The 20,638-nt window shown below is 64.4% G+C and carries 20 protein-coding genes; 6 read left to right on the top strand and 14 right to left on the bottom strand.

The annotated features are described in order from the left end of the window. The first annotated feature begins 297 nt into the window (after positions 1–297). The 6 genes from B0G75_RS15235 to B0G75_RS15210 all read left to right on the top strand — a co-directional run bounded on the left by B0G75_RS15235 (position 298) and on the right by B0G75_RS15210 (position 5,276). Complete coding sequence (locus B0G75_RS15235) at positions 298–1,239, top strand: UDP-2,3-diacylglucosamine diphosphatase (RefSeq protein WP_106306730.1); 942 nt, start codon at positions 298–300, stop codon at positions 1,237–1,239. 36 nt (positions 1,240–1,275) lie between these two features. Further along, positions 1,276–2,307, top strand: coding sequence for a glycosyltransferase family 1 protein (locus B0G75_RS15230; protein WP_106306728.1), 1,032 nt, complete (start codon positions 1,276–1,278; stop codon positions 2,305–2,307). A 20-nt stretch (positions 2,308–2,327) separates the two neighbouring features. After that, complete coding sequence (locus B0G75_RS15225; protein ID WP_106306906.1) at positions 2,328–2,978, top strand: diacylglycerol kinase; 651 nt, start codon at positions 2,328–2,330, stop codon at positions 2,976–2,978. A 206-nt stretch (positions 2,979–3,184) separates the two neighbouring features. Beyond that, a complete protein-coding gene (locus B0G75_RS15220; protein WP_106306725.1) occupies positions 3,185–3,910 on the top strand; it encodes a TetR/AcrR family transcriptional regulator in 726 nt (241 codons plus the stop codon). Between the two features lie 2 nt (positions 3,911–3,912). Then, on the top strand, positions 3,913–4,497 hold the full coding sequence (locus tag B0G75_RS15215; RefSeq protein ID WP_106306722.1) for a TIGR00730 family Rossman fold protein: 585 nt from the start codon (positions 3,913–3,915) through the stop codon (positions 4,495–4,497). 32 nt (positions 4,498–4,529) lie between these two features. Continuing rightward, positions 4,530–5,276: an SDR family oxidoreductase gene (locus B0G75_RS15210; protein WP_106306719.1), complete on the top strand. Its 747-nt coding sequence runs from the start codon at positions 4,530–4,532 to the stop codon at positions 5,274–5,276. Between the two features lie 161 nt (positions 5,277–5,437). On the opposite strand, the gene B0G75_RS15205 is transcribed toward B0G75_RS15210, so the two are convergent. The 14 genes from B0G75_RS15205 to B0G75_RS15140 all read right to left on the bottom strand — a co-directional run bounded on the left by B0G75_RS15205 (position 5,438) and on the right by B0G75_RS15140 (position 20,602). After that, complete coding sequence (locus tag B0G75_RS15205; RefSeq protein WP_106306716.1) at positions 5,438–6,067, bottom strand: DUF924 family protein; 630 nt, start codon at positions 6,065–6,067, stop codon at positions 5,438–5,440. Continuing rightward, entirely contained in the window at positions 6,060–6,473 is a 414-nt protein-coding gene (locus tag B0G75_RS15200) for a group II truncated hemoglobin (protein WP_106306713.1), read from the bottom strand. Before B0G75_RS15200 ends, B0G75_RS15205 begins: the two co-directional genes overlap by 8 nt. 28 nt (positions 6,474–6,501) lie before the next feature. Beyond that, on the bottom strand, positions 6,502–9,087 hold the full coding sequence (locus B0G75_RS15195; RefSeq protein ID WP_181309276.1) for an ABC transporter permease: 2,586 nt from the start codon (positions 9,085–9,087) through the stop codon (positions 6,502–6,504). Further along, positions 9,084–9,695 carry a DUF4126 domain-containing protein gene (locus B0G75_RS15190; RefSeq protein WP_012432348.1) on the bottom strand — a complete coding sequence of 204 codons (612 nt, stop codon included), beginning with the start codon at positions 9,693–9,695 and terminating at the stop codon, positions 9,084–9,086. The genes B0G75_RS15195 and B0G75_RS15190 overlap by 4 nt, the downstream gene beginning before the upstream one ends. 259 nt (positions 9,696–9,954) lie before the next feature. After that, positions 9,955–10,275: a quaternary ammonium compound efflux SMR transporter SugE gene (gene sugE, locus B0G75_RS15185; RefSeq protein ID WP_054034983.1), complete on the bottom strand. Its 321-nt coding sequence runs from the start codon at positions 10,273–10,275 to the stop codon at positions 9,955–9,957. A gap of 152 nt (positions 10,276–10,427) precedes the next feature. After that, positions 10,428–11,126, bottom strand: a complete 699-nt coding sequence (gene kdpE / locus B0G75_RS15180; RefSeq protein WP_106306710.1) for a two-component system response regulator KdpE — start codon at positions 11,124–11,126, stop codon at positions 10,428–10,430. Next, on the bottom strand, positions 11,119–13,953 hold the full coding sequence (locus tag B0G75_RS15175) for a DUF4118 domain-containing protein (RefSeq protein WP_106306707.1): 2,835 nt from the start codon (positions 13,951–13,953) through the stop codon (positions 11,119–11,121). The genes kdpE and B0G75_RS15175 overlap by 8 nt, the downstream gene beginning before the upstream one ends. Positions 13,954–14,124: 171 nt before the next feature. After that, the gene (kdpC, locus tag B0G75_RS15170; RefSeq protein ID WP_106306704.1) at positions 14,125–14,703 is read right to left on the bottom strand and encodes a potassium-transporting ATPase subunit KdpC; all 579 of its coding nucleotides are present in this window, start codon (positions 14,701–14,703) and stop codon (positions 14,125–14,127) included. A 43-nt stretch (positions 14,704–14,746) separates the two neighbouring features. Next, positions 14,747–16,831 carry a potassium-transporting ATPase subunit KdpB gene (gene kdpB / locus B0G75_RS15165; protein WP_106306701.1) on the bottom strand — a complete coding sequence of 695 codons (2,085 nt, stop codon included), beginning with the start codon at positions 16,829–16,831 and terminating at the stop codon, positions 14,747–14,749. A 94-nt stretch (positions 16,832–16,925) separates the two neighbouring features. Further along, the gene (kdpA, locus tag B0G75_RS15160; protein ID WP_106306698.1) at positions 16,926–18,731 is read right to left on the bottom strand and encodes a potassium-transporting ATPase subunit KdpA; all 1,806 of its coding nucleotides are present in this window, start codon (positions 18,729–18,731) and stop codon (positions 16,926–16,928) included. Further along, the gene (kdpF, locus tag B0G75_RS15155) at positions 18,728–18,820 is read right to left on the bottom strand and encodes a K(+)-transporting ATPase subunit F (RefSeq protein ID WP_007583461.1); all 93 of its coding nucleotides are present in this window, start codon (positions 18,818–18,820) and stop codon (positions 18,728–18,730) included. Before kdpF ends, kdpA begins: the two co-directional genes overlap by 4 nt. Then, complete coding sequence (locus B0G75_RS15150) at positions 18,817–18,930, bottom strand: hypothetical protein (protein WP_007175652.1); 114 nt, start codon at positions 18,928–18,930, stop codon at positions 18,817–18,819. Before B0G75_RS15150 ends, kdpF begins: the two co-directional genes overlap by 4 nt. Before the next feature lie 258 nt (positions 18,931–19,188). Then, complete coding sequence (locus B0G75_RS15145; RefSeq protein WP_106306695.1) at positions 19,189–20,163, bottom strand: quinone oxidoreductase; 975 nt, start codon at positions 20,161–20,163, stop codon at positions 19,189–19,191. A gap of 49 nt (positions 20,164–20,212) precedes the next feature. After that, positions 20,213–20,602 carry a methylglyoxal synthase gene (locus B0G75_RS15140; protein ID WP_011487459.1) on the bottom strand — a complete coding sequence of 130 codons (390 nt, stop codon included), beginning with the start codon at positions 20,600–20,602 and terminating at the stop codon, positions 20,213–20,215. Between the last annotated feature and the right edge of the window lie 36 nt (positions 20,603–20,638).

The following is a 20,638-nucleotide window of genomic DNA, read 5'->3' as shown; positions in this document are numbered from 1 at the left end:
GACGCGCTGCCGCACTAGCCGCCAAATTATTTCGCGCCGCTGTAGGGCCGCTACCACACAACGTGCCTCACGCGATCCGCGGCTTAGGTGACCTCTCAATTACTTCGCCCTACCGTCGGTCCGTCACCAATCCGCGCGAGTCAAGCCTGTCGCGGGCAATCTGCGTTCCGAGCTCCGCCCTTCACGCCGACCAGATCCTCTCCCGCCCCCCCGTAGTAATAAGAACTTCTCATGACTGTCACGGCACAGTCACGCACACTTGGCCCAATACGGGCACCGCAACTCGACGCGTGAGCCATGGACCCCAAAACGTCCGCGACTTCCCTGTTCCGCCAGACCGGCCCGAGCGTCGACCCAGTCGCGTTCCGCCCGGAACCCAACCACAGTCACGGCTTGCCGTTGCCCGTGGCGCCACTGCCGCTCGACGCCAACGCCAGTCATCACGACGACGATCACGCCGAGCCGCATCGCTACCGCACCATCTGGCTGTCCGACATCCATCTCGGCTCGAGTGGCTGCCAGGCGCCCTATCTGCTCGACTTCCTGCGTCACAACGAGTCGGAGTATCTGTACCTGGTGGGCGACATCATCGACGGCTGGCAGTTGAAGAAAGGCTGGTACTGGCCGCAGGCCCACAACGACGTCGTGCAGAAGGTACTGCGCAAGGCGCGCAAAGGCACGCAAGTGATCTATGTGCCCGGCAATCACGACGAAGCCGCGCGCCAGTTCTGCGACCTCGCGTTCGGCGACATCCACGTGCGCGGCGAGGCGTTTCACACCACGCTCGCCGGCAAGCGTCTGTGGATCGTGCACGGCGATCTGTTCGACGGCGTGATTCAGCACGCCAAGTGGCTCGCCTATCTCGGCGACACGCTCTACACGATGATCCTGATCCTGAACCGCTGGTTCAACCGGATCCGCAGCCGGCTCGGTTTTCCATATTGGTCGCTGTCGCAGTACCTGAAGCACCAGGTGAAGAACGCGGTCAATTTCATTTCCTCGTTCGAACGCGTGATGACCGACGAAGCGCGCCGCCGCGGCTGCGACGGCGTGGTCTGCGGGCACATCCATAAAGCCGAGATACGCGATATCGACGGCGTCCTGTATTGCAACGACGGCGACTGGGTCGAAAGCCTGTCGGCCCTCGTCGAGACGTATGAAGGCGAACTCAAGGTGATCTACTGGACCGTGATGCGCTCTCCGGAAATGGGCGTGCAAAAGGCCCGGGCGACCGCGTAGTCCCTGCTTGTCAACTCCTCTTATGGGCCGAAACCGATGAAGATCATGATCGTCACCGACGCATGGGAACCGCAGGTCAATGGCGTCGTGCGCACGCTGAAAAACACCACGCGCGAACTCAGCGCGCTCGGCCATCACGTCGATCTGCTGACGCCGCTCGAATTCAAGACGATCCCTTGCCCGACTTATCCGGAGATCCGCCTCTCGCTGCTGCCGCGCCGCAAACTGCGCGAGCGTATCGACGCGTTCTCACCCGACGCGTTGCACATCGCCACTGAAGGTCCGCTCGGCATGGCCGCGCGCGCCTACGCGATCCAGCACAAGCTGCCGTTCACCACCGCTTATCACACGCGTTTTCCGGAGTACGTGCAGGCGCGTTTCGGCATTCCGCTCGCCGCGACCTACAAGTTCCTGCACTGGTTTCACAAGCCGTCGCTGGCCGTGATGGCGCCCACGCCGGTCGTCAAGAGCGACCTCGAGAAATTCGGTTTCACCAACGTCGTGCTGTGGACGCGCGGTGTCGACCTGGACATCTTCCATCAGATGGACTCGAAGGTGCTCAATAGCGCGCGGCCGATCTTTCTGTACGTCGGACGTGTGGCAGTCGAGAAAAACGTCGAGGCGTTTCTGAAGCTCGATCTGCCCGGTTCGAAGTGGGTCGCAGGTGAAGGTCCGGCACTCGCCGAACTGAAGTCGCGCTATCCGCAAGCGAATTATTTGGGTGTGCTGACGCAGGCCGAGTTGGCGAAGGTCTATGCGGCGGCGGATGTCTTCGTGTTCCCGAGCCGCACCGACACGTTCGGGCTCGTGCTGCTCGAAGCGCTCGCCTGCGGCACGCCGGTCGCGGCGTATCCGGTCACCGGCCCGATCGATGTGCTCGGCGACGGCGGCGCGGGCGCGATGCATGAAGATCTGCGTGAAGCCTGCCTCGAAGCCTTGAAGATCGATCGCAACCATGCGCGCGCGTGGGCCGAACGCTTCTCGTGGGCGGCGGCCTCCGAGCAATTCGCCGCGCATCTGAAGCCGCTGCCGCGCGCCTCGTATCGCGAGGAAAGCGCCGCCGCGTGATGCGGCGTGCCGAGCCGTCCATGCGAACCAGACCATCCACCGTGGGACGCGCGTCGAACGGCGCGCTGCGTGCCGTCGATACCGACAACGACAACCACACCGCGAGCATCGAACCGTTCGACGACGTACACGAGCCAGGCACGCCGAATCATGCAGATCACGCGCATGGTTTGAACGGCGCGAATGGGGCGAACGGGGCGAGCATTGCGAACGGCACGCAACACGACACGCAGAACGAACCCCTCAGTCCCGACGATCCGCTCGCGCCGCTGCCTTTCAATCCCTACAAAGGCAATCGCGGCCTCACGCGCGCCTGGCACGCGATGAAAAATTCGCTCGCCGGCTTTCGCGTCGCGATCCGCGAGGAAAGCGCATTTCGCCAGGAACTCACGCTTGCCGCGATCCTGATTCCTTGCGGTGTGCTGGTGCCGGTCGAGCCGGTGTCGCGCGTGTTGCTGCTCGGTTCAGTGCTGCTCGTGCTGATCGTCGAGTTGCTGAATTCGAGCGTGGAAGCGGCCATCGACCGGATTTCACTCGAACGCCATGAACTCTCGCGCCGCGCGAAGGATCTCGGCAGCGCGGCCGTGATGGTCGCGCTCGGCATGTGCCTGATGACGTGGCTGCTGATCGTCGGGCCGCTCGTCGTGCACTGGGTCGAGGCATGGCTGTGAAGGCGCGCGGCAGGCTGTTTTAGCGCCGTACGAGCGCATTCGATCAGCGCGCGAAAGCGTCGCGAGGAATGAAAACCCTGACTATCCGCTTGGTATTAGAACGCTCGGTTTATAATCGTCCGATACACCAACCGCGTCCGGGCGGATCACGCAAAGAGCGGCATGCCGCCGTGTGCCCCAGCCCGGCGTAACCAGGGCCGGACGACATGGAAGCCAAACCTCCCCGCCGCACGCGCGAACGGATTCTTGAGCTGTCGTTGAAGCTGTTCAACGAAATCGGCGAGCCGAACGTCACGACGACGACGATCGCCGAGGAAATGGAAATCAGTCCAGGCAACCTGTACTACCACTTCCGCAACAAAGACGACATCATCAACAGCATCTTCAGCCAGTTCGAGCAGGAGATCGAAAAGCGTCTACGTTTCCCCGAGGACCATCGCGCGACCATCGACGAAATGTGGTCGTATCTGCAGTACATGGTCGATTTCACCTGGCGTTATCGTTTCCTGTATCGTGATCTGAACGATCTGCTGGCGCGCAATCGCACGCTCGAAACGCACTTCAAGCAGATCATCAGCCACAAGGTGCGTTTCGCAAGCCAGTTCTGCGAACAACTCGTCGCCGACGGCGAAATGGTCGTCACGCCGGAAGAACTGCATGTGATCGCCACCAACGTCGGCGTGATCGGCACGTACTGGCTCTCGTATCAGTTCGTGATGAACCCGCGCAAATACAACGAGCAGGAAGCGATTCGCGCGGAGCTGCATCAGGTGAGCGTGCAGATCGTGTCGCTGATGGCGCCTTATCTGCGCGGCCGCTCGCGGCAGATTTTCGACGACCTCGTGTCGGGCAAACTGCCCAAGCGCGAGTTTTACGACTACCTGCCGCCCAAGGAAGGCGCCGCGCCCCGCAACGAACCGAAGGACGTTTGAGCATGAAGTCGGTGTGTGTGTATTGCGGCTCCTCCAACGGAGCTAAACCGTTGTATGCGGAAGCGGCGCGCGCCTTCGGCCGCGCGCTGGTGCAAGCCGATCTCGCGCTGGTGTACGGCGGCGGCAAGGTCGGCTTGATGGGCGTGATCGCCGACACGGTGATGGCCGAAGGCGGCCGCGCGATCGGCGTGATTCCCGAGCTGCTGGTTAACAAGGAAGTCGGCCATAACGGCCTGACCGAATTGCACGTTGTGCCCGACATGCATCATCGCAAGAAGATGATGGCCGACCTGTCCGACGCGTTCGTCGCGATGCCGGGCGGCGCGGGCACGCTCGAAGAGCTGTTCGAAGTCTACACGTGGGCGCAACTCGGCTATCACCAGAAAGCGGTGGCACTGCTGAATATCGACGGCTTCTACGATCCGTTGATCAACATGCTTCAGCACACGGTCGACGAAGGTTTCATGCGCCAAACCTATTTCGACATCCTGCAGATCGACGCCGATCCCGCCGGGTTGATCGGCAAGCTGCAACGCTACCAGCCGCCCGTCAGCGACAAGTGGGCGATCAGGCGCGACGCGGTCTGACTTTTCCGAACCTAGAGGTTGCTGAGGTTGCGATGACGAAAGCCGTTCTGATCACCGGTGGCAGCCGCGGCATTGGCCGCGCGACCGCGCGTTTGCTGGGTGCGCGCGGTTGGTCCGTCGGCGTGAATTACGCGCGCAATCTCGCTGCCGCGCAAGACACCGCCGCTGAAGTGGAGCGCGCCGGCGGCCGCGCGTTGACCATCGCCGGCGACGTCGCGAATGAAGCCGACGTGCTCGCCATGTTCGACGCGCTTCAGCAGAAGTTCGGCCGGATCGACGCGCTCGTCAATAACGCCGGGATCGTCGCGCCGTCCAGCCAGCTTGCCGACATGGACCTCGCGCGCCTGAAGCGCATGTTCGACGTCAACGTGCTGGGCGCGTACCTGTGCGCGCGCGAAGCCGCGCGGCGCATGTCGACCGACCGCGGCGGAGCGGGCGGCGTGATCGTCAACGTGTCGTCGGCGGCTTCGCGTCTTGGTTCACCGAACGAATACGTCGACTACGCTGGCTCGAAAGGCGCTGTCGATACGATGACGCTCGGCCTCGCCAAGGAACTCGGCCCGCGAGGCGTGCGCGTGAACGCGGTGCGCCCTGGCCTCATCGACACCGAGATTCATGCAAGCGGCGGCAAGCCCGAGCGCGCCGCGCAACTCGGCGCGACCACGCCGCTGGGCCGCCCCGGCACGGCCGACGAAGTGGCCGAGACCATCGTATGGTTGTTGAGTGATGCCGCCTCGTATGTGACGGGCGCGCTGCTCGACGTGTCTGGCGGACGCTAGGCGCCCGCCCGCTTCTCGCTTTTCCCGTTAGAACCGGCGGCATGCATGCACGAGCGGCCGCTTTGCCTTTCGCGAGTGACGCGAACGAACCGGCGTGATTTGCGTGCTTACGCCGAGGGCCGCGAGAGCGGTGATCGACGAATAGTACGGGCGCCGCGCGCCTAGAACGATGAGCCGGGCGTGCGCAGAAAAGCGATTTCTTCAGCCGTCGAGGTACGCCCGAGCGTCGCATTGCGATGCGGAAAGCGCCCGAAACGCTCGATGATTTCCGCGTGCCGCACCGCGAACCGGTAATACGATTTACCGCCCGGCTCCGCTTTTAACTGTTCGAATAGACGCAGCGACTCACGCTGGCTCTCAGGTGTTTCGTCGTGCTCGAACGGCAGATAAGCGAACGCACGATGATGCGCGGTAGGCAACAAGCGGTCAGCCCCGCTCGCAATCATCTGCTGCGCGATACGCAAGGCTTTCTGGTCAGCCGCAAACGCGCGCGCCGTATTGCGATGACAATTGCGCGAAAACTGATCCAGCACGATGACGAGCGCCAGCGCGCCGAGCGGTGTTTGCGTCCAGCTATCCAGCATGGATTCGCGCGCCATGTCGATCAACGCACCGAAGCGTTCCCGCAGCATCGCGTCGAAGGCCGCATTGCGTGAAAACCAGATTTTGCGCTCGGTGTCGTACTCCGGCGTGCCGGGTACACCGAACCAGCAGTCGAGAACCTCGCGCGCTTCCTGAGGCAAACTAGCGTACTCAGCGGAAAGCTGAGCCGAGTCCAACCCGTTAGCCATTCCGGTTGCGCATCCAGTCAGCCGTTTCGAAGAACGAGCCGAGCAGGCGCTCCCTCAGCGGCTCATCGAGACCGACATCTTGCATCGCCCACGCCATGCATCTGAGCCACTGATCGCGCTCGCTGGACGCGATCGCGAACGGCAGATGCCGCGCGCGCAAACGCGGATGACCGAAGCGGCTGATGTAATGATCGGGGCCGCCCATCCAGCCGCACAGAAACCAGAAAAACTTGTCGCGCGAACCGTCGAGCGATTCGGGATGCAACGCGCGGATTCCGGCGAAGTCCGCTTCGAGATCCATCAGATCGTAAAAGCGGTCGACCAGTTCGCGCACACGCGCTTCGCCGCCCACCAGTTCGAAGGCCGTCGGCTGCACCGCGGACACCTCGTCGTTCAAATCACTCATACCTGCTCACCAACCGATAAGAAAAAATTCACGCGTCCCGCAACGATTGCAACGCCGGCCGCGCCAGCACATGCCGCAAGCTCAGCCAGCCACCCACACCGGCACACGCGATGCCGGCGGCAATGCCCGCCGGCAACAACCAGGGATCGAAACTCAGATAGAACTCGAACACGCGCGTCGCCAGCACATAGCCGATGGCCTGCGCGCCGGCCGCCGCCATCAAGCCCGCCAATGCGCCCACCGCGACGAACTCGGCGATCTGCACCGCCCGCACCTGGCGATGCGATGCGCCTAGCGCGCGCAGCAGCGCGGATTCTCGCATACGCTCATCGCGCGTGCCGGCGAGCGCCGCGTACAGCACCAGCACGCCCGCCGCGAGCGTGAACGCAAACAGGAATTGCACCGCGCCGATCACCTGCTGCAACACGCGCTGCACCTGCGCGAGAATCGGACCGGTGTCGATGGCCGTGAGGTTCGGATAGGCGGCGATCAGGCCGTCAATGGTCGACTGTTTTTCCTGCGGCAAATGGAAACTCGTGATGAACGTCGCCGGGAAATCCTGCAGCGCGGCAGGCGGCATCAGCACGAAAAAGTTGACCTTGAACGAACCCCAGTCGAGCTTGCGCACACTCGTGACCGGCGCATCGATCTGCAAGCCGGTCACGTCGAAACGCAGCATGTCGCCGGGCTTCACGTTGATCAGCTTGGCGAGTCCCTGCTCGATCGAAATTTGCGGCGTTTTCGTGTCGCCGTACCAGGTGCCGGCTGCGAGGCGGTTGTCGTCGGGCAGCTCGGTCGTGTACGACAGATTGAATTCGCGATCCACGAGACGCTTGGCGTCGTCGCCCTTGAACGAATCGGGGTTGACCGGCTTGCCGTTGATCGCGGTCAGCCGGCCCCGCACCATCGGCGCGAGCACCGTGCCGGGCACGCCGTGCGTGTTCAGATACTGCGTGACGGCGTCGCGCTGGTCGGGCTGGATGTCGATGATGAATTCGTTCGGTGCATCGGGCGGCGTCGATTTGCGCCAGCCGGCCACGAGGTCGTTGCGCGTCATCGCGATCAGCAACAGGCACATCAGGCCGATGCCGAGCGCGGTGATCTGCAACGCGCTCGCGCTGCTGCGCCGTTCGAGCGACGCCAGCGCATAACGCCAGCCGATGCTCGCATTCACGCGCTCGCTGCGCACGATGCGCGCCGCGCCCCACAGCGCCAGCCGCGCGATGCACGCGAATACCAGCATCCCGCCCGCAAAGCCGCCCGCCACGATTCCGCCGAGCTTCAACTCGCCCGCCGCGATGATCAGCAGCGCGGCGAACAAGGCGATGCCGAGCGCGTAGGCCGCCCACGCCGTGCGCCCCGCTTCGCCCCATTCGCGGCGCAGCACGCGCACCGGCGGCACGCGCGTGAGCGGCAACAGCGGCGGCAATGCGAAGCCAAGCAGCAGCACGAGACCGGCCGCGATGCCTTCGAGTGCCGGCCACGCCGTCGGATAAGGGAGCGCGACATCGATCAGACTGCCGAGCCACGTGAGCAACGCGAGATGCCCCAGAAAACCGAGCGCCACGCCAAGCGCGCCGCCGATCAAACCGAGCCCGACGAATTCGAGCGCGAAGAGCGCACGCAAAGTCGACTGGCTGACGCCGAGGCAACGCATCGCGGCGCAGCCGTCCAGATGCCGGCGCATATACCGATGCGCGGCCATCGCAATCGCCACGGCCGCCAGCAACGCGGTGAGCAGCGAGACGAGCGTGAGGAAGTGGCTCGCGCGATCGAGCGTCTGGCGCACTTGCGGCTGGCCGTCCTGCAACGATTCGAGCGCGACGCCGCGCATCTTGCCGCCGTCCACACGCTCATGCGCGAACTGCGCGAAGCGCGCCACCGACTCGTCCGTGCCCGCGACCAGCAAGCGGTACGTTACGCGGCTGCCGTAGGTGACGAGGCCGGTGGACGGCACGTCGTCGGCACGCAGCATCAGGCGCGGCGAGAAATTGACGAACGAGAAACCGCGGTCGAGTTCGCGCGTAATCACCGCGCCGATCGTGAAGTTGCGACCGCCGACTTTCACGCTATCGCCGACACGCACCTTCAACGCATCGAGCAGCGCCTGATCGACCCACACGACGCCCGGCGGCGGAATCGACTGCGCCGGGTGGTCCGCCGCGCCCGGCGCCGACGCAATGCGCAACGCGCCGCGCAACGGATAACCAGGCGACACCGCCTTGATGGCGGCGAGCCGCGAGGCCGGCTGCGCGCCGGTCGAATTGATCATGCTGGGAAAGATCGCCGTGTTGGCGGTATTCAGGCCGAGCGCCTTGGCTTGCCCGGCGAATTGCGGATCGACCGGATGATCGGCTCGCACGATGAAGTCGGCGGCGATCATGCGCCGCGCGTCGCGCTCGAGCCCTTGATGCAGACGGTCGGCCAGAAAGCCGACACTCGACAAAGCCGCCACGGCCAGTACCAGCGCCAGTAGCAGCATCGTCAGCTCGCCCGCGCGCCAGTCGCGCGACGTCATGCGAATGGACTGGCGCACCAGATCCATGCCGCCAAACCGGCGCGTCGTCGTCGGTAAAGCTCTGCGCGCCGTGGAACCCCGTACCGTATCGCTCAATCGTGCCTGCTCCTGGCGAAGCGCGACACCATGTGCGTCGCCATGCCGCGAAAACCGCCCTGCACCCCACGCCAAAGCCGCGGCAACGCCCAGCCGGCCAGCATCAGGAAACCGATCATCAACACCAGAAAAACGAGCGGCACGAAGAGCGCGAGCAGCATGCCGCCGAACACGAGTCCGTCTTCAGCGGTCGAGGTCACCACGTTCGACACCGGTTCCGGCGACAGATTGATCAACGCGCGTGTGCCCGCTTTCGCGAGGTGCGCGGTGCCCGCCAGCGTGCCGCCCGCGAGCGCGGCCACTGTCAGCAGCGCCGGATCGGCATGGCCTAGCGCTCCGGCTGCCAGCACGGCACCGGCCGGAATACGGATGAAGGTATGGACCGCGTCCCACAGCGAATCGAACGCGGGGATCTTGTCGGCGAGAAATTCGGTGACAGTGAGCACGCCCGCCACGCCGATGACCCACGGCGAGGACAACGCGGACAGCGTATCGGGAAGATGGACAAGGCCGAGCCGGGCGAACACGCCGGCCAGCAGGACCGTCAGGTAGAGGCGCAGGCCGCTGCCCCATGAGAGGCCCGCCGCGAGCGAAAGTGATTCAAGCATGGCCGCCTCCAGGCGCGCTGTGCGTGCCGGGCGCTTCGACGGGCCACGAATGGGGCCGCGCATCGAAGTCGTCAGACCCGCGCCAAGCCGGTCGCGCCAAATGGGCCGCGGACAATTTCAGGTTGGATTCGATCTCATTATAGCCACCTTAATTCGCAGAACGCAGAGCGGCGAATAAATGGGCGGCTTGAATGGAGGCGCGAGCCGGGCGCACGCGGATTGGGTAAAAGACGCCCGGCAACGGGTTGAAATGCGGGGCTCAATGCCCGGAAGACAGCTTCAGGCCGATCAATCCGATCACGATCAGCGCCGCGCTGGCGACTCGCGCGACGGTCAACGCCTCGCCCATCATCACGATTCCGAAGATGAACGCGCCGACCGCGCCGATCCCCGTCCATACCGCGTACGCCGTGCCGAGCGGCAGCTGACGCATGGCCATGGCGAGCAGCACGAAGCTGCCGAGCGCCGTCACGATCGTGAATACGGACGGCCACAGGCGGGTAAAACCTTCGGAGGTTTTGAGACCGGCCGCCCACGCGACTTCGAGCAAACCGGCAATCAACAGAAGAATCCAGGACATGAGACAGCTCCATGGTCAGATGGGGCCGTCCCCGTTTGTGAAACCGCAAGGTCGTCCTTACGAACTGTAATTATAACAAAACAGCTCCAGGCCGCCGTCGGGCGCTCGCTGCCAGGACGCGCGTCGCGGCGCGGCGAATTGCCGCCAGGTGCTCAAACCGCGCCCACCAGCCGGTATCCGACACCCGTTTCCGTGATGATGTGCTCCGGTTGCGCCGGGTCGCGCTCCAGCTTGCCGCGCAGATGCGCCATATAGATGCGCAAATAGTGATGGCTCTCGACATGTGACGGCCCCCACACCTCGCGCAGCAACTGGCGATGCGTCAGCACGCGGCCGGCATGACGCACCAGCGTCGCGAGCAGCCGGTATTCGATCGGCGTCAGATGGACGACCGCGCCCTCGCGGCTCACCTGCCGCAGGGCCAGATCGACGGTCACCGTGCCGAAGCGCACCTGCGGCGTTTCGTTGGCGCCGCCCTGATTGCGCCGCCGCATATGCGCGCGAATCCGCGCCAGCAACTCGGACACGCCGAACGGCTTGGTGAGGTAGTCGTCCGCGCCGGCATCGAGCGCGGCGACTTTTTCGCTTTCCTGGGTACGCGCCGACAGCACGATCACCGGCAATTCGCTCCAGCCGCGCAGTTCGCGGATCACGTCGAGACCGTCGGTGTCGGGCAGGCCGAGATCGACGATCACCAGATCGGGCTTGCGCGTCGCGGCTTCGACGAGACCCTGCTTGCCGGTTTCGGCGTCGTGCACGACGATGCCCTCGCCTTCCAGCGCCGTTCGCACAAAGCGGCGAATCTGCTTTTCGTCTTCGATCAGGACGACGGTGATGCTCGGGTCACTCATGGCTAGGCTTGGAAAGCGGGTTAAGAGTTGAATCGCCGCCGGTGTCGGCGTGGGTCAAGGAATCGGCGCCTTCGTTTTCCAGTGCATCCGGTGCGTCAGGCGGCGTGTCCACCGGCAGCGTGAACCAGAAGCGCGCGCCTTCGACACGGCCGTCCGCCGACATGCGATTGAGCGCGCCGATTGTACCGCCGTGCGCTTCCACGATCGCGCGGCAGATCGCCAGTCCCAAGCCGATGCCCGGCTTGGCCGACTCCTTCTCGCCGCGCGTGAATTTCTCGAACACGCGCGCTTCCATGCCGGCGGGCAGACCCGGGCCGCTATCGTCGACGGTCACGCGAACGAACGACTTGCCGTCCGCATCGAGACGCTGCGCGCCGATGGTCAGCGGCGTGGCCGGCGCGGTGTATTTCGCGGCGTTCTCGAACAGGTTGGAGAAAAGGCGTTCCATCAGCACGGCGTCGAGCTGCAGGAGCGGCAGATCCGCGGGCAGTTTCACCTGCACCGGATGATTCGCCAGCACGCGTTTGCAAGCCCGCAACGCGGCGCCTACCGTCTCTTCGAGCAGCGTCCATTGCTGGTTCAGTTGCAGACTGCCCGCCTGCAGACGCGCCATGTCGAGCAGATTCGTGACGATGCCCGTCATGCGCAGCGCTTCCTCGTGAATCGCTTCGACCAGCTCGCTGTTGGGCTGCGCCTCGGGCGCTTGTGCGAGCATCGACGAGAAGCCGACGATGGTCGTCAACGGCGTGCGCAGATCGTGCGAGATCGCCGATAACAAAGAGTTGCGCAGGCGCTCCGACTCCATGTTGACGAGCGCATCGCGCGCGATGTCGACGTAATGCACCCGCTCCAGCGCGAGCGCGATCTGCGCGGCGAACGCGTCGAGCATGCGCTGCTGCTCGGGCACGTCGAGTTCGCCCTCGTCGCGCATCACCACAGCGAGCACGCCGCGCGTGCGCATCGGCGCCTTGAGCGGCAGGTAGAGCGCGGCGGCGGCCGGCAGCGTGTCGGTGCCGTGGCCGGCCGGCTTCTGCTGGTCGTAGACCCATTGGCCGACATCGCTATCGAGCAGTTCGCCTTCGAGCGTGATCGTCGCGTCGGGATCCTCGATCTTCTGCTTCACCTGATCGGCGCTGTCCGGCAACAGAATCGCGACACGCGCGCCGAACACCTCGCTCACATGCCGGCTGCCGATACCGACGATCTGTTCCATGGTCAGCGCCGCGGCCAGTTCGCGCGCCATGGCGTACATCGCGCCTGTGCGCTGTTCGCGACGCCGCGCCACGCTCGCCTCGCGGCGCAGGCTCGAAGTGAGATGGCTGATCACCAGCGAGGTCAGCAGCATGCCCAGAAAGGTCAGCAGATATTGCGTATCGGAGACCGACAGCGACATGCGCGGCGGCACGAAGAAGAAATCGAACGCGGCCACGCTCAGGAACGACAACACCACGCCGGGCCCGCGCCCCAGCTTCACCGCGGCGAAGATCACGCCGAGCAGATACAGCATGACGAGATTGGTCAGATCGATATGGTCGATCAACTGGCTCGCCAGCAGCGTGATGGCCGCGCAGATCAATAGGGCGAAGCCGTAGGCACGCGGCGGCGAGCGGCGTTCGCGCGCCGCGCTCAGCGCCTCGCGCCATGCATTTGCCGTGGTGTTCAACAGATGGCGATGCTCGCCGCCGTCGCGCTCGGAGGACGCGCGAATCAGCGTGAGATCGAGATCGGCCGCCTTCTCGGCGATCCGTTCGCCGAGCGGACGACGCAGCCAGCGCTTCACGCCCGTGCGTGCCGACGCGCCGGCCACCAGCTTCGACACGTTGCGGGCCTGCGCGTAGCCGATCAACGCGACGGCCGCGTCGGCGGCCGCGAGCGTCGCGGTTTCGGCGCCGAGTTCTGCGGCGAGCTTCAACGCGTTCAGCGTGCGTTCGCGACGCGCGTCGGGCAGACGCTGCAGCGCCGGCGTCTCCACATAGACGGCGATCCAGTCGGCCTTCAGGCTGGCGGCGAGGCGCGCCGCCGCGCGCACCAGCATCGGTGCTTCCGGGCCGGGGCCGACGCACACCAGCAAACGCTCGCGCGCCTGCCAGATGCGCTGGATCGAACGGTCCGCCCGGTACTCGTGCATTTGCGCATCGACGCGATCCGCGGTGCGGCGCAACGCCAGTTCACGCAGCGCGATGAGATTGCCTTTGCGAAAGAAGTTGCGCACCGCGCGCTCGGCCTGCTGCGGCATGTACACCTTGCCGTCGCGCATGCGGTCGAGCAGTTCCTCGGCGGGCAGGTCGACCAGCGTGACTTCGTCCGCGCGATCGAACACGCGGTCCGGCACCGTCTCCCAGACACGAATGCCGGTGATCTGGCCGACCACGTCGTTCAGGCTTTCGAGGTGCTGGACGTTGACCGTGGTATAGACGTCGATACCCGCGTCGAGCAGTTCATACACGTCCTGCCAGCGCTTCAGATGCCGCGCGCCCTGCACGTTCGAATGCGCGAGTTCATCGACGAGAATCAGTGCGGGCTTGCGGGCCAGCGCGGCGTCGAGATCGAACTCGCCGAGCTTGCGGCCGCGATATTCGATCTGCGCGAGCGGCAGCACGTCGAGACCGTCGAGCAGCGCCGCGGTTTCAGTGCGGCCATGCGTTTCGGCGATGCCGACCACCACGTCCGCGCCTTCGTCGTGACGGCGGCGCGCGGCCTGCAACATCGCATAGGTTTTGCCGACGCCCGCCGACGCGCCGAAAAAAATCTTCAGCCTGCCTCGCTGACGTTTTTCTTCGTCGCGTTGCAGCTTGTCGAGCAACTCATCGGGATCGGGGCGGTTCATGCTCAATGGTTTTCATCGTTGGGCGAGCTTCGGTTTCTGCATGGTGGCACGGCGGCGGGCCGGCCGCAAATGACGGCACTCTTGCTTATATTGCGTCGCGCCGTCAAAAGGCAAAGGCGGAGTCGCGTGGACGCCGCCTTTGCGAAGCGAAGCGCTACTGCGTTTCGTCGATCAGCCGTGCTTCATCTCGTCCAGCGCCAGGTTCAGCTGCAGCACGTTCACGCGCGGCTCACCGAGAATGCCGAACTGACGGCCGCTGGTATAACGATCCACCAGCGCCTGCACGTCGTTCGCTGCGAGCTTGCGTGCCTTGGCGACGCGCTCGATCTGATAAGCCGCTGCGGCGGGGCTGATCTCCGGATCGAGACCGCTGCCCGACGACGTCACCAGATCCACCGGCACCGGCTTCGACATATCCGTGCCGGCCGCTTTCAACGCTTCGATTCGGCCTTTGATTTCATCGAGCAACGCCGGGTTGGTCGGGCCGAGATTCGAACCGCTCGAACCCTGCGCGTTGTACGGCATCGGGCTGGTGGCCGACAGGCGGCCCCAGAAGTACTGCGGCGCATCGAACTGCTGGCCGATCAGTTTCGAGCCGACCACCTTGCCGTCCTGTTCGAGCATGCTGCCGTTGGCCTGATTGCTGAAGGCCGCCTGACCGACGGCGGTCATCACCGCGGGATAGGCAAGCCCGGTCACGGCGGTGAGCACCGCGAAAATGACGATCAACGGACGGAACAGATTTTTCATGATGAATGATTCCTTGTGAACTGGCGCACTGGCGCACTGGCGCTTAAACCCAACCGAATGCGGCCAGCACCATATCGATCAGCTTGATACCGATGAACGGCACGATGATCCCGCCCAAACCGTAGATCAGCAGATTGCGGCGCAGCAGGATCGCCGCGCCCAGCGCGCGATAACGCACGCCCTTGAGCGCCAGCGGAATCAGCAGCACGATGATCAGCGCGTTGAAAATCACCGCCGACATGATCGCCGAGGCGGGCGTGGCCAGATGCATCACGTTCAGCGCGTTCAGTGCCGGATAGGTCGTGGCGAACGCGGCCGGAATGATCGCGAAGTATTTGGCGACGTCGTTGGCAATCGAAAACGTGGTGAGCGAGCCGCGCGTCATCAGCATCTGCTTGCCGATCTCGACGATCTCGATCAGCTTGGTCGGATTCGAATCGAGGTCGACCATGTTGCCCGCTTCCTTCGCGGCCTGCGTGCCGGTGTTCATCGCCACCGCGACGTCTGCTTGTGCGAGCGCCGGGGCGTCGTTGGTGCCGTCGCCGGTCATCGCCACGAGCCGGCCTTCAGCCTGGTGCGCGCGGATCGTGGCGAGCTTCGCTTCCGGTGTGGCTTCGGCGAGGAAATCGTCCACGCCGGCTTCCGCGGCAATCGCCGCCGCCGTCAAGCGGTTGTCGCCCGTCACCATGATGGTCTTGATGCCCATCTTGCGCAGTTCGGCGAAACGTTCCTTGATGCCGCCCTTCACCACGTCCTTCAGCTCGATCACGCCGAGCACGCGCGCGCCCTGCTCGCCTTTCTCGGCGACCACCAGCGGCGTGCTGCCGCGCCGCGCGACTTCGGCCACGGCGTTGCTCACTTCATTTGGGAAACGGCCGCCGTTGGCCTCGACGTAGTTCTTCACCGCGTCGGCCGCGCCCTTGCGAATTTCGCGGCCCGGCAGATCGACGCCGCTCATGCGCGTTTGCGCGGTGAACCCGAGGAACGTGGCATGCAGCGAGGCCATGTCGCGTTGACGAATGTTGAAGCGCTGCTTCGCCAACACGACAATGCTGCGGCCTTCCGGCGTTTCGTCGGCGAGCGACGATAGTTGCGCGGCATCCGCGAGCGCTTCTTCCGTCAAACCCGGCGCCGGCACGAATTGCGAAGCCTGGCGATTGCCGAGCGTGATGGTGCCGGTCTTGTCGAGCAACAGCACGTCGACGTCGCCGGCCGCTTCCACGGCGCGGCCCGAGGTGGCGATCACGTTCGCCTGCATCATGCGGCTCATGCCGGCCACGCCGATCGCCGACAACAAACCACCGATGGTCGTCGGAATCAGACACACCAGCAGCGCGACCAGCGCGGTAATCGTCACCACGTGGCCCGCTTTCGCGGCTTCGACCGAGAACATCGAGAACGGCAGCAGCGTGGCGGTGGCGAGCAGCATCACGATCGTCAACGCAACGAGCAGAATGGTCAGCGCGATTTCATTCGGCGTCTTCTGACGCTTTGCGCCTTCCACCATCGCGATCATGCGGTCGAGGAACGCTTCGCCCGGATTCGCGGTGACACGCACCACGATCCAGTCCGACAGCACGCGCGTGCCGCCCGTCACCGACGAAAAGTCGCCGCCCGACTCGCGGATCACCGGCGCGGATTCGCCTGTGATCGCCGATTCGTCGACCGACGCGACACCGTCGATCACGTCGCCATCGGCAGGAATCACATCGCCGGTTTCGACCAGCACGACGTCGCCCTTGCGCAAATCGGAAGCCGTCAGAATGCGGATCGGCGACTTCGGATGCGGCTCGTTCAACTTCTTGGCCATCACGTCTTTCTTCGCGCTGCGCAGCGACGCGGCCTGGGCCTTCGAACGGCCTTCGGCGAGCGCTTCCGCGAAGTTGGCGAACAGCACCGTGAACCACAGCCACAAGGTGACCGCGAGAATGAAGCCCGCGGGCGCCTCGGCCTGGCCGCCGAGCGCGGCGATCCAGAGAATGGTCGTGAGAATGCTGCCCACGTACACGCAGAACATCACCGGATTGCGGAACTGCGTGCGCGGCGTCAGCTTCTTGAAGGAGTCCACGATCGCCGGGCGCAGCAGCGCTGGGTCGAACATGGACCGGGTTGCATTATGTTCAGTCATTGAATCCTCGAATTTCCCGTTTGCGCCTGGTCAGTCATGGGTCGCTTGTGTCATCTCATTCGGTCATCTCATTCGGTCATCTCGTTGGGCCGCCTCAATGGGCGCCCATCATGATCAGATGTTCGACACCAGGACCGAGCGCGAGCGCGGGCACATAAGTCAGCGCGCCGACCAGCAACACCGTGCCGAGCAACAGCACGACGAACAGCGGTCCATGCGTGGGCAACGTGCCGCCCGTCACGCCGATGCGCTTTTTCGCGGCAAGCGAACCGGCAATCGCGAGCACCGGAATGATCGTGCCGAAGCGGCCGAACCACATCGCGATCGCGGTGAGCCAGTTGTAGAACGGCGTGCTCACAGTGAGACCCGCAAACGCGCTGCCGTTGTTATTGGCTGCCGAGCTGAACGCGTAGAGGATTTCGGAGAAACCGTGCGCGCCGGGGTTGGCGATGCCCGCCTTGCCCGCGTCGCTCAACACGGCGATCGACGTGCCGACCAGCACCAGCAGCGGCGTCAGCAAAACGACGATCGACACCATCTTCATCTCGTACGCTTCGATCTTCTTGCCGACGTATTCCGGCGTGCGGCCGATCATCAGCCCCGCCACGAACACGGCCAGCATCGCGAACACGAGCATGCCGTACATACCGGAACCCACGCCGCCGAAGATCACTTCGCCGAGTTGCATCAGCAGCATCGGATAGAGACCGCCGATCGGAGTCAGCGAGTCGTGCGTGTTGGCAACCGCACCGCACGAAGCCGCGGTGGTCGCGACCGTGAAGATGCCCGACTGCGCGATGCCGAAGCGCGTTTCCTTGCCTTCCGCATTGCCGCCCGACTGCAACGCATTCGCCGACTGATCGACATGCAAGGCGGCGACGGCCGGATTGCCGGTCTGCTCGGCGCCAATCTCGCCGAACACGCAGACGGCAAACGCGATCGTCATGGCGGCGAGCACGGCCACGCCCTGCCTGCGGTCCGCGATCATGCGGCCGAACACCAGCGCCAGCGCCGCGGGAATGATCAGGATCGAGAAGATCTGCAGGAAGTTCGAGAACGGCGTCGGGTTTTCATACGGATGCGCCGAGTTGCCGTTAAAGAAGCCGCCGCCGTTGGTGCCGAGCATCTTGATCGCTTCCTGCGACGCGACCGGGCCCATGGCGAGAGTCTGCGTCTTCACGGGCGTATCGACCGTCACCGGATTGCCCTTGGCGTCCTTCACCGGGTTGCCTTGCGCGTCGAGCTTCGGCGCGGCGTACGTGGTGGTTTGCAGCGTCGGCACGTCCTGATAGGCCTTGAAGTTCTGCACCACGCCCTGGCTCATCAATAGAGCCGCGACGATCGCCGACATCGGCAGCAAGACGTAGAGCGTCACGCGCGTGAGATCGACCCAGAAGTTGCCGATGGTTTGCGCGGTGTGACGCGCAAAGCCGCGAATCAGCGCGATCACCACCACGATGCCGGTGGCCGCCGAGAAGAAGTTCTGCACCGTGAAGCCGAGCATCTGCGTCAGATAGCCGACCGTCTGCTCAGGCGTGTAATCCTGCCAGTTCGTGTTGGTCACGAAACTGACCGCGGTATTGAACGCACCGTCCACGGTCATCGGGCCGAACTGCTGAGGATTGCCCGGCAGCCAGCCTTGCACGCGCAACAGCACATACAGGAACGCCACGCCGAGCACGTTGAACGCGATCGTGGCGATCGCGTAGTGCTTCCAGCTCATTTCCTTCGACGCGTCGACGCCCGCGATGCGATACAGCAGACGTTCGACGGGACCGCCGAAGCGGACCACGCGCGAGCTGCCGTCCATCACGGCGCTGAGATAGCGGGCCATCGGCACCGCGGCTGCCAGCAGCACGACGATGAAGAGGCCTGCTTGCAGGACATTGTTCGAGTTCATTCAATGTCCTCCGCGCGCAACAGCGCATAGACCAGATAGGCGAACAGCAGCGCGGTGGCCGCGCCCGATAACCACAGAATCCAGTTCATGAGCGCGCTCCCTGGCCACGACGGAACTGCATCAACTTCTCGCAGCCGGCAATCAATGCAAAGGTCAGCGCGGCAAACAGCACCAGCCCCCCGACATACAGCACATCCATTTTTGTTCTCCATTACACGGACTTTGGATAGCCGCAACGTTATGCCGAACCGTGTAAAGGCCTGGTCAAAGATGGAGTGGCGGATATAAAAATCGCGTAAACGGACGAAGCCGTTCCATCCTGCAATGGAACGGCCTCGGGTTGGCTGGGCCTCGTTTTGCGGCGTGCGGCGCCGGTTTGACTACGGCTTTGGCGCGTCCTTCAATGAGCTTCGTTTTTATACGGCCGTCACTGTCGCGCTCAGGCCATCGTTGTGCGTTACGGCAGGAGCACCGTCGAGCCCGTCGTGCGGCGCCCTTCGAGATCCGCATGCGCGCGGCCGACGTCCGCCAAAGCGTAGCGCTGATTGATGCTCGTCTTGACCTTGCCCGACACCAGCACGTCGAACAACTCGGTGGACGCCGCCTCGTAGTCGCTGCGTTTGGCGATGTAGGTAAAGAGCGTCGGGCGCGTGAAGAACAGCGAACCACGTCCGGCGAATTCCGACGAATCGATCGGCGGCAACGGCCCCGACGCGTTGCCGAAGCTCACGAACAGGCCGAGCGGCGCGAGGCAATCGAGCGAGCCCGTAAACGTGTCTTTGCCGATCGAGTCGTACACCACCGGCACGCCCGCGCCGTTGGTGATCTCGCGCACGCGTTTGGTGAAGTTCTCGCGCGTGTAGACGATCGCGTGATCGCAACCGTGCGCCGTGGCGATCTCCGCTTTCTCATCCGAGCCGACCGTGCCGATCACCGTCGCGCCGAGCGCCTTCGCCCACTGGCACACCAGCAGGCCGACGCCGCCCGCCGCGGCCTGGATCAGGATCGTGTCGCCCGCTTTCACGGGATACGTGCGGCGCAGCAGATAATGCGCGGTCAGGCCTTGCAGCATCACCGAGGCGGCCTGCTCGTCGCTCAACGCGTCGGGTACTTTCACGACTTGCGCCGCCTGCAGCACGCGTTCCTGCGCATACGCGCCGGGCGGACGTCCCACGTACGCGATGCGATCGCCCACTTTCAGACCGGTCACGCCCGGGCCGAGCGCCGTCACTTCGCCGGCCGCTTCCATGCCGAGGCCGCCGGGCAACGGCAGCGGATAGAGACCGGTGCGGAAGTACACGTCGATATAGTTCAGCCCGACCGCCGTCTGCCTGACACGGACCTCGCCCGCGCCCGGCTCACCGACTTCGACGTCGACCCACTTCATCACTTCGGGACCGCCGGTTTTATCGAATCGGATTGCTTTGGTCATCACGTCTCCTTAAGATTGGTTTTGATTCAGGCGTGCCGGGAGCGAAAGCTCAAACCTGTTGCGTGAGTCGCAAGGTCAGCGAGTCGAGCACCATGCGCGCCGTCGAAATGTTGGTCGCGCACGGAATGTTGTGCACGTCGCACGCGCGCACGAGCGCGTTGATGTCCGGCTCGTGCGGCTGCGGCGTCATCGGGTCGCGCAGGAAGATCACCATGTCCACGCGCCCTTCCGCGAGCTGCGCGCCGATCTGCAGATCACCGCCGTGCGGGCCGGACAACATCCGCTCGACCGCGAGGCCGTGCGCGTCGGCAATGCGCCCGCCGGTCGTGCCGGTCGCCACGATGTCGCAGCGCCTGAGCGTGTCGACGTATTCGCCGGCCAGTTTGACGATATCGTCCTTCTTATGATCGTGTGCGATCAGCGCGATGCGGGTGGTCATGACGTAAGACTCCTGAAACCGTTGTGATTGTCGTTG

It is taken from the genome of Paraburkholderia sp. BL18I3N2 (genome assembly GCF_003001875.1).
Classification (GTDB): domain Bacteria; phylum Pseudomonadota; class Gammaproteobacteria; order Burkholderiales; family Burkholderiaceae; genus Paraburkholderia; species Paraburkholderia phytofirmans.
The sequence above is the reverse complement of the archived record's forward strand: the minus strand, read 5'-3'. Positions and strand labels throughout refer to the sequence as shown.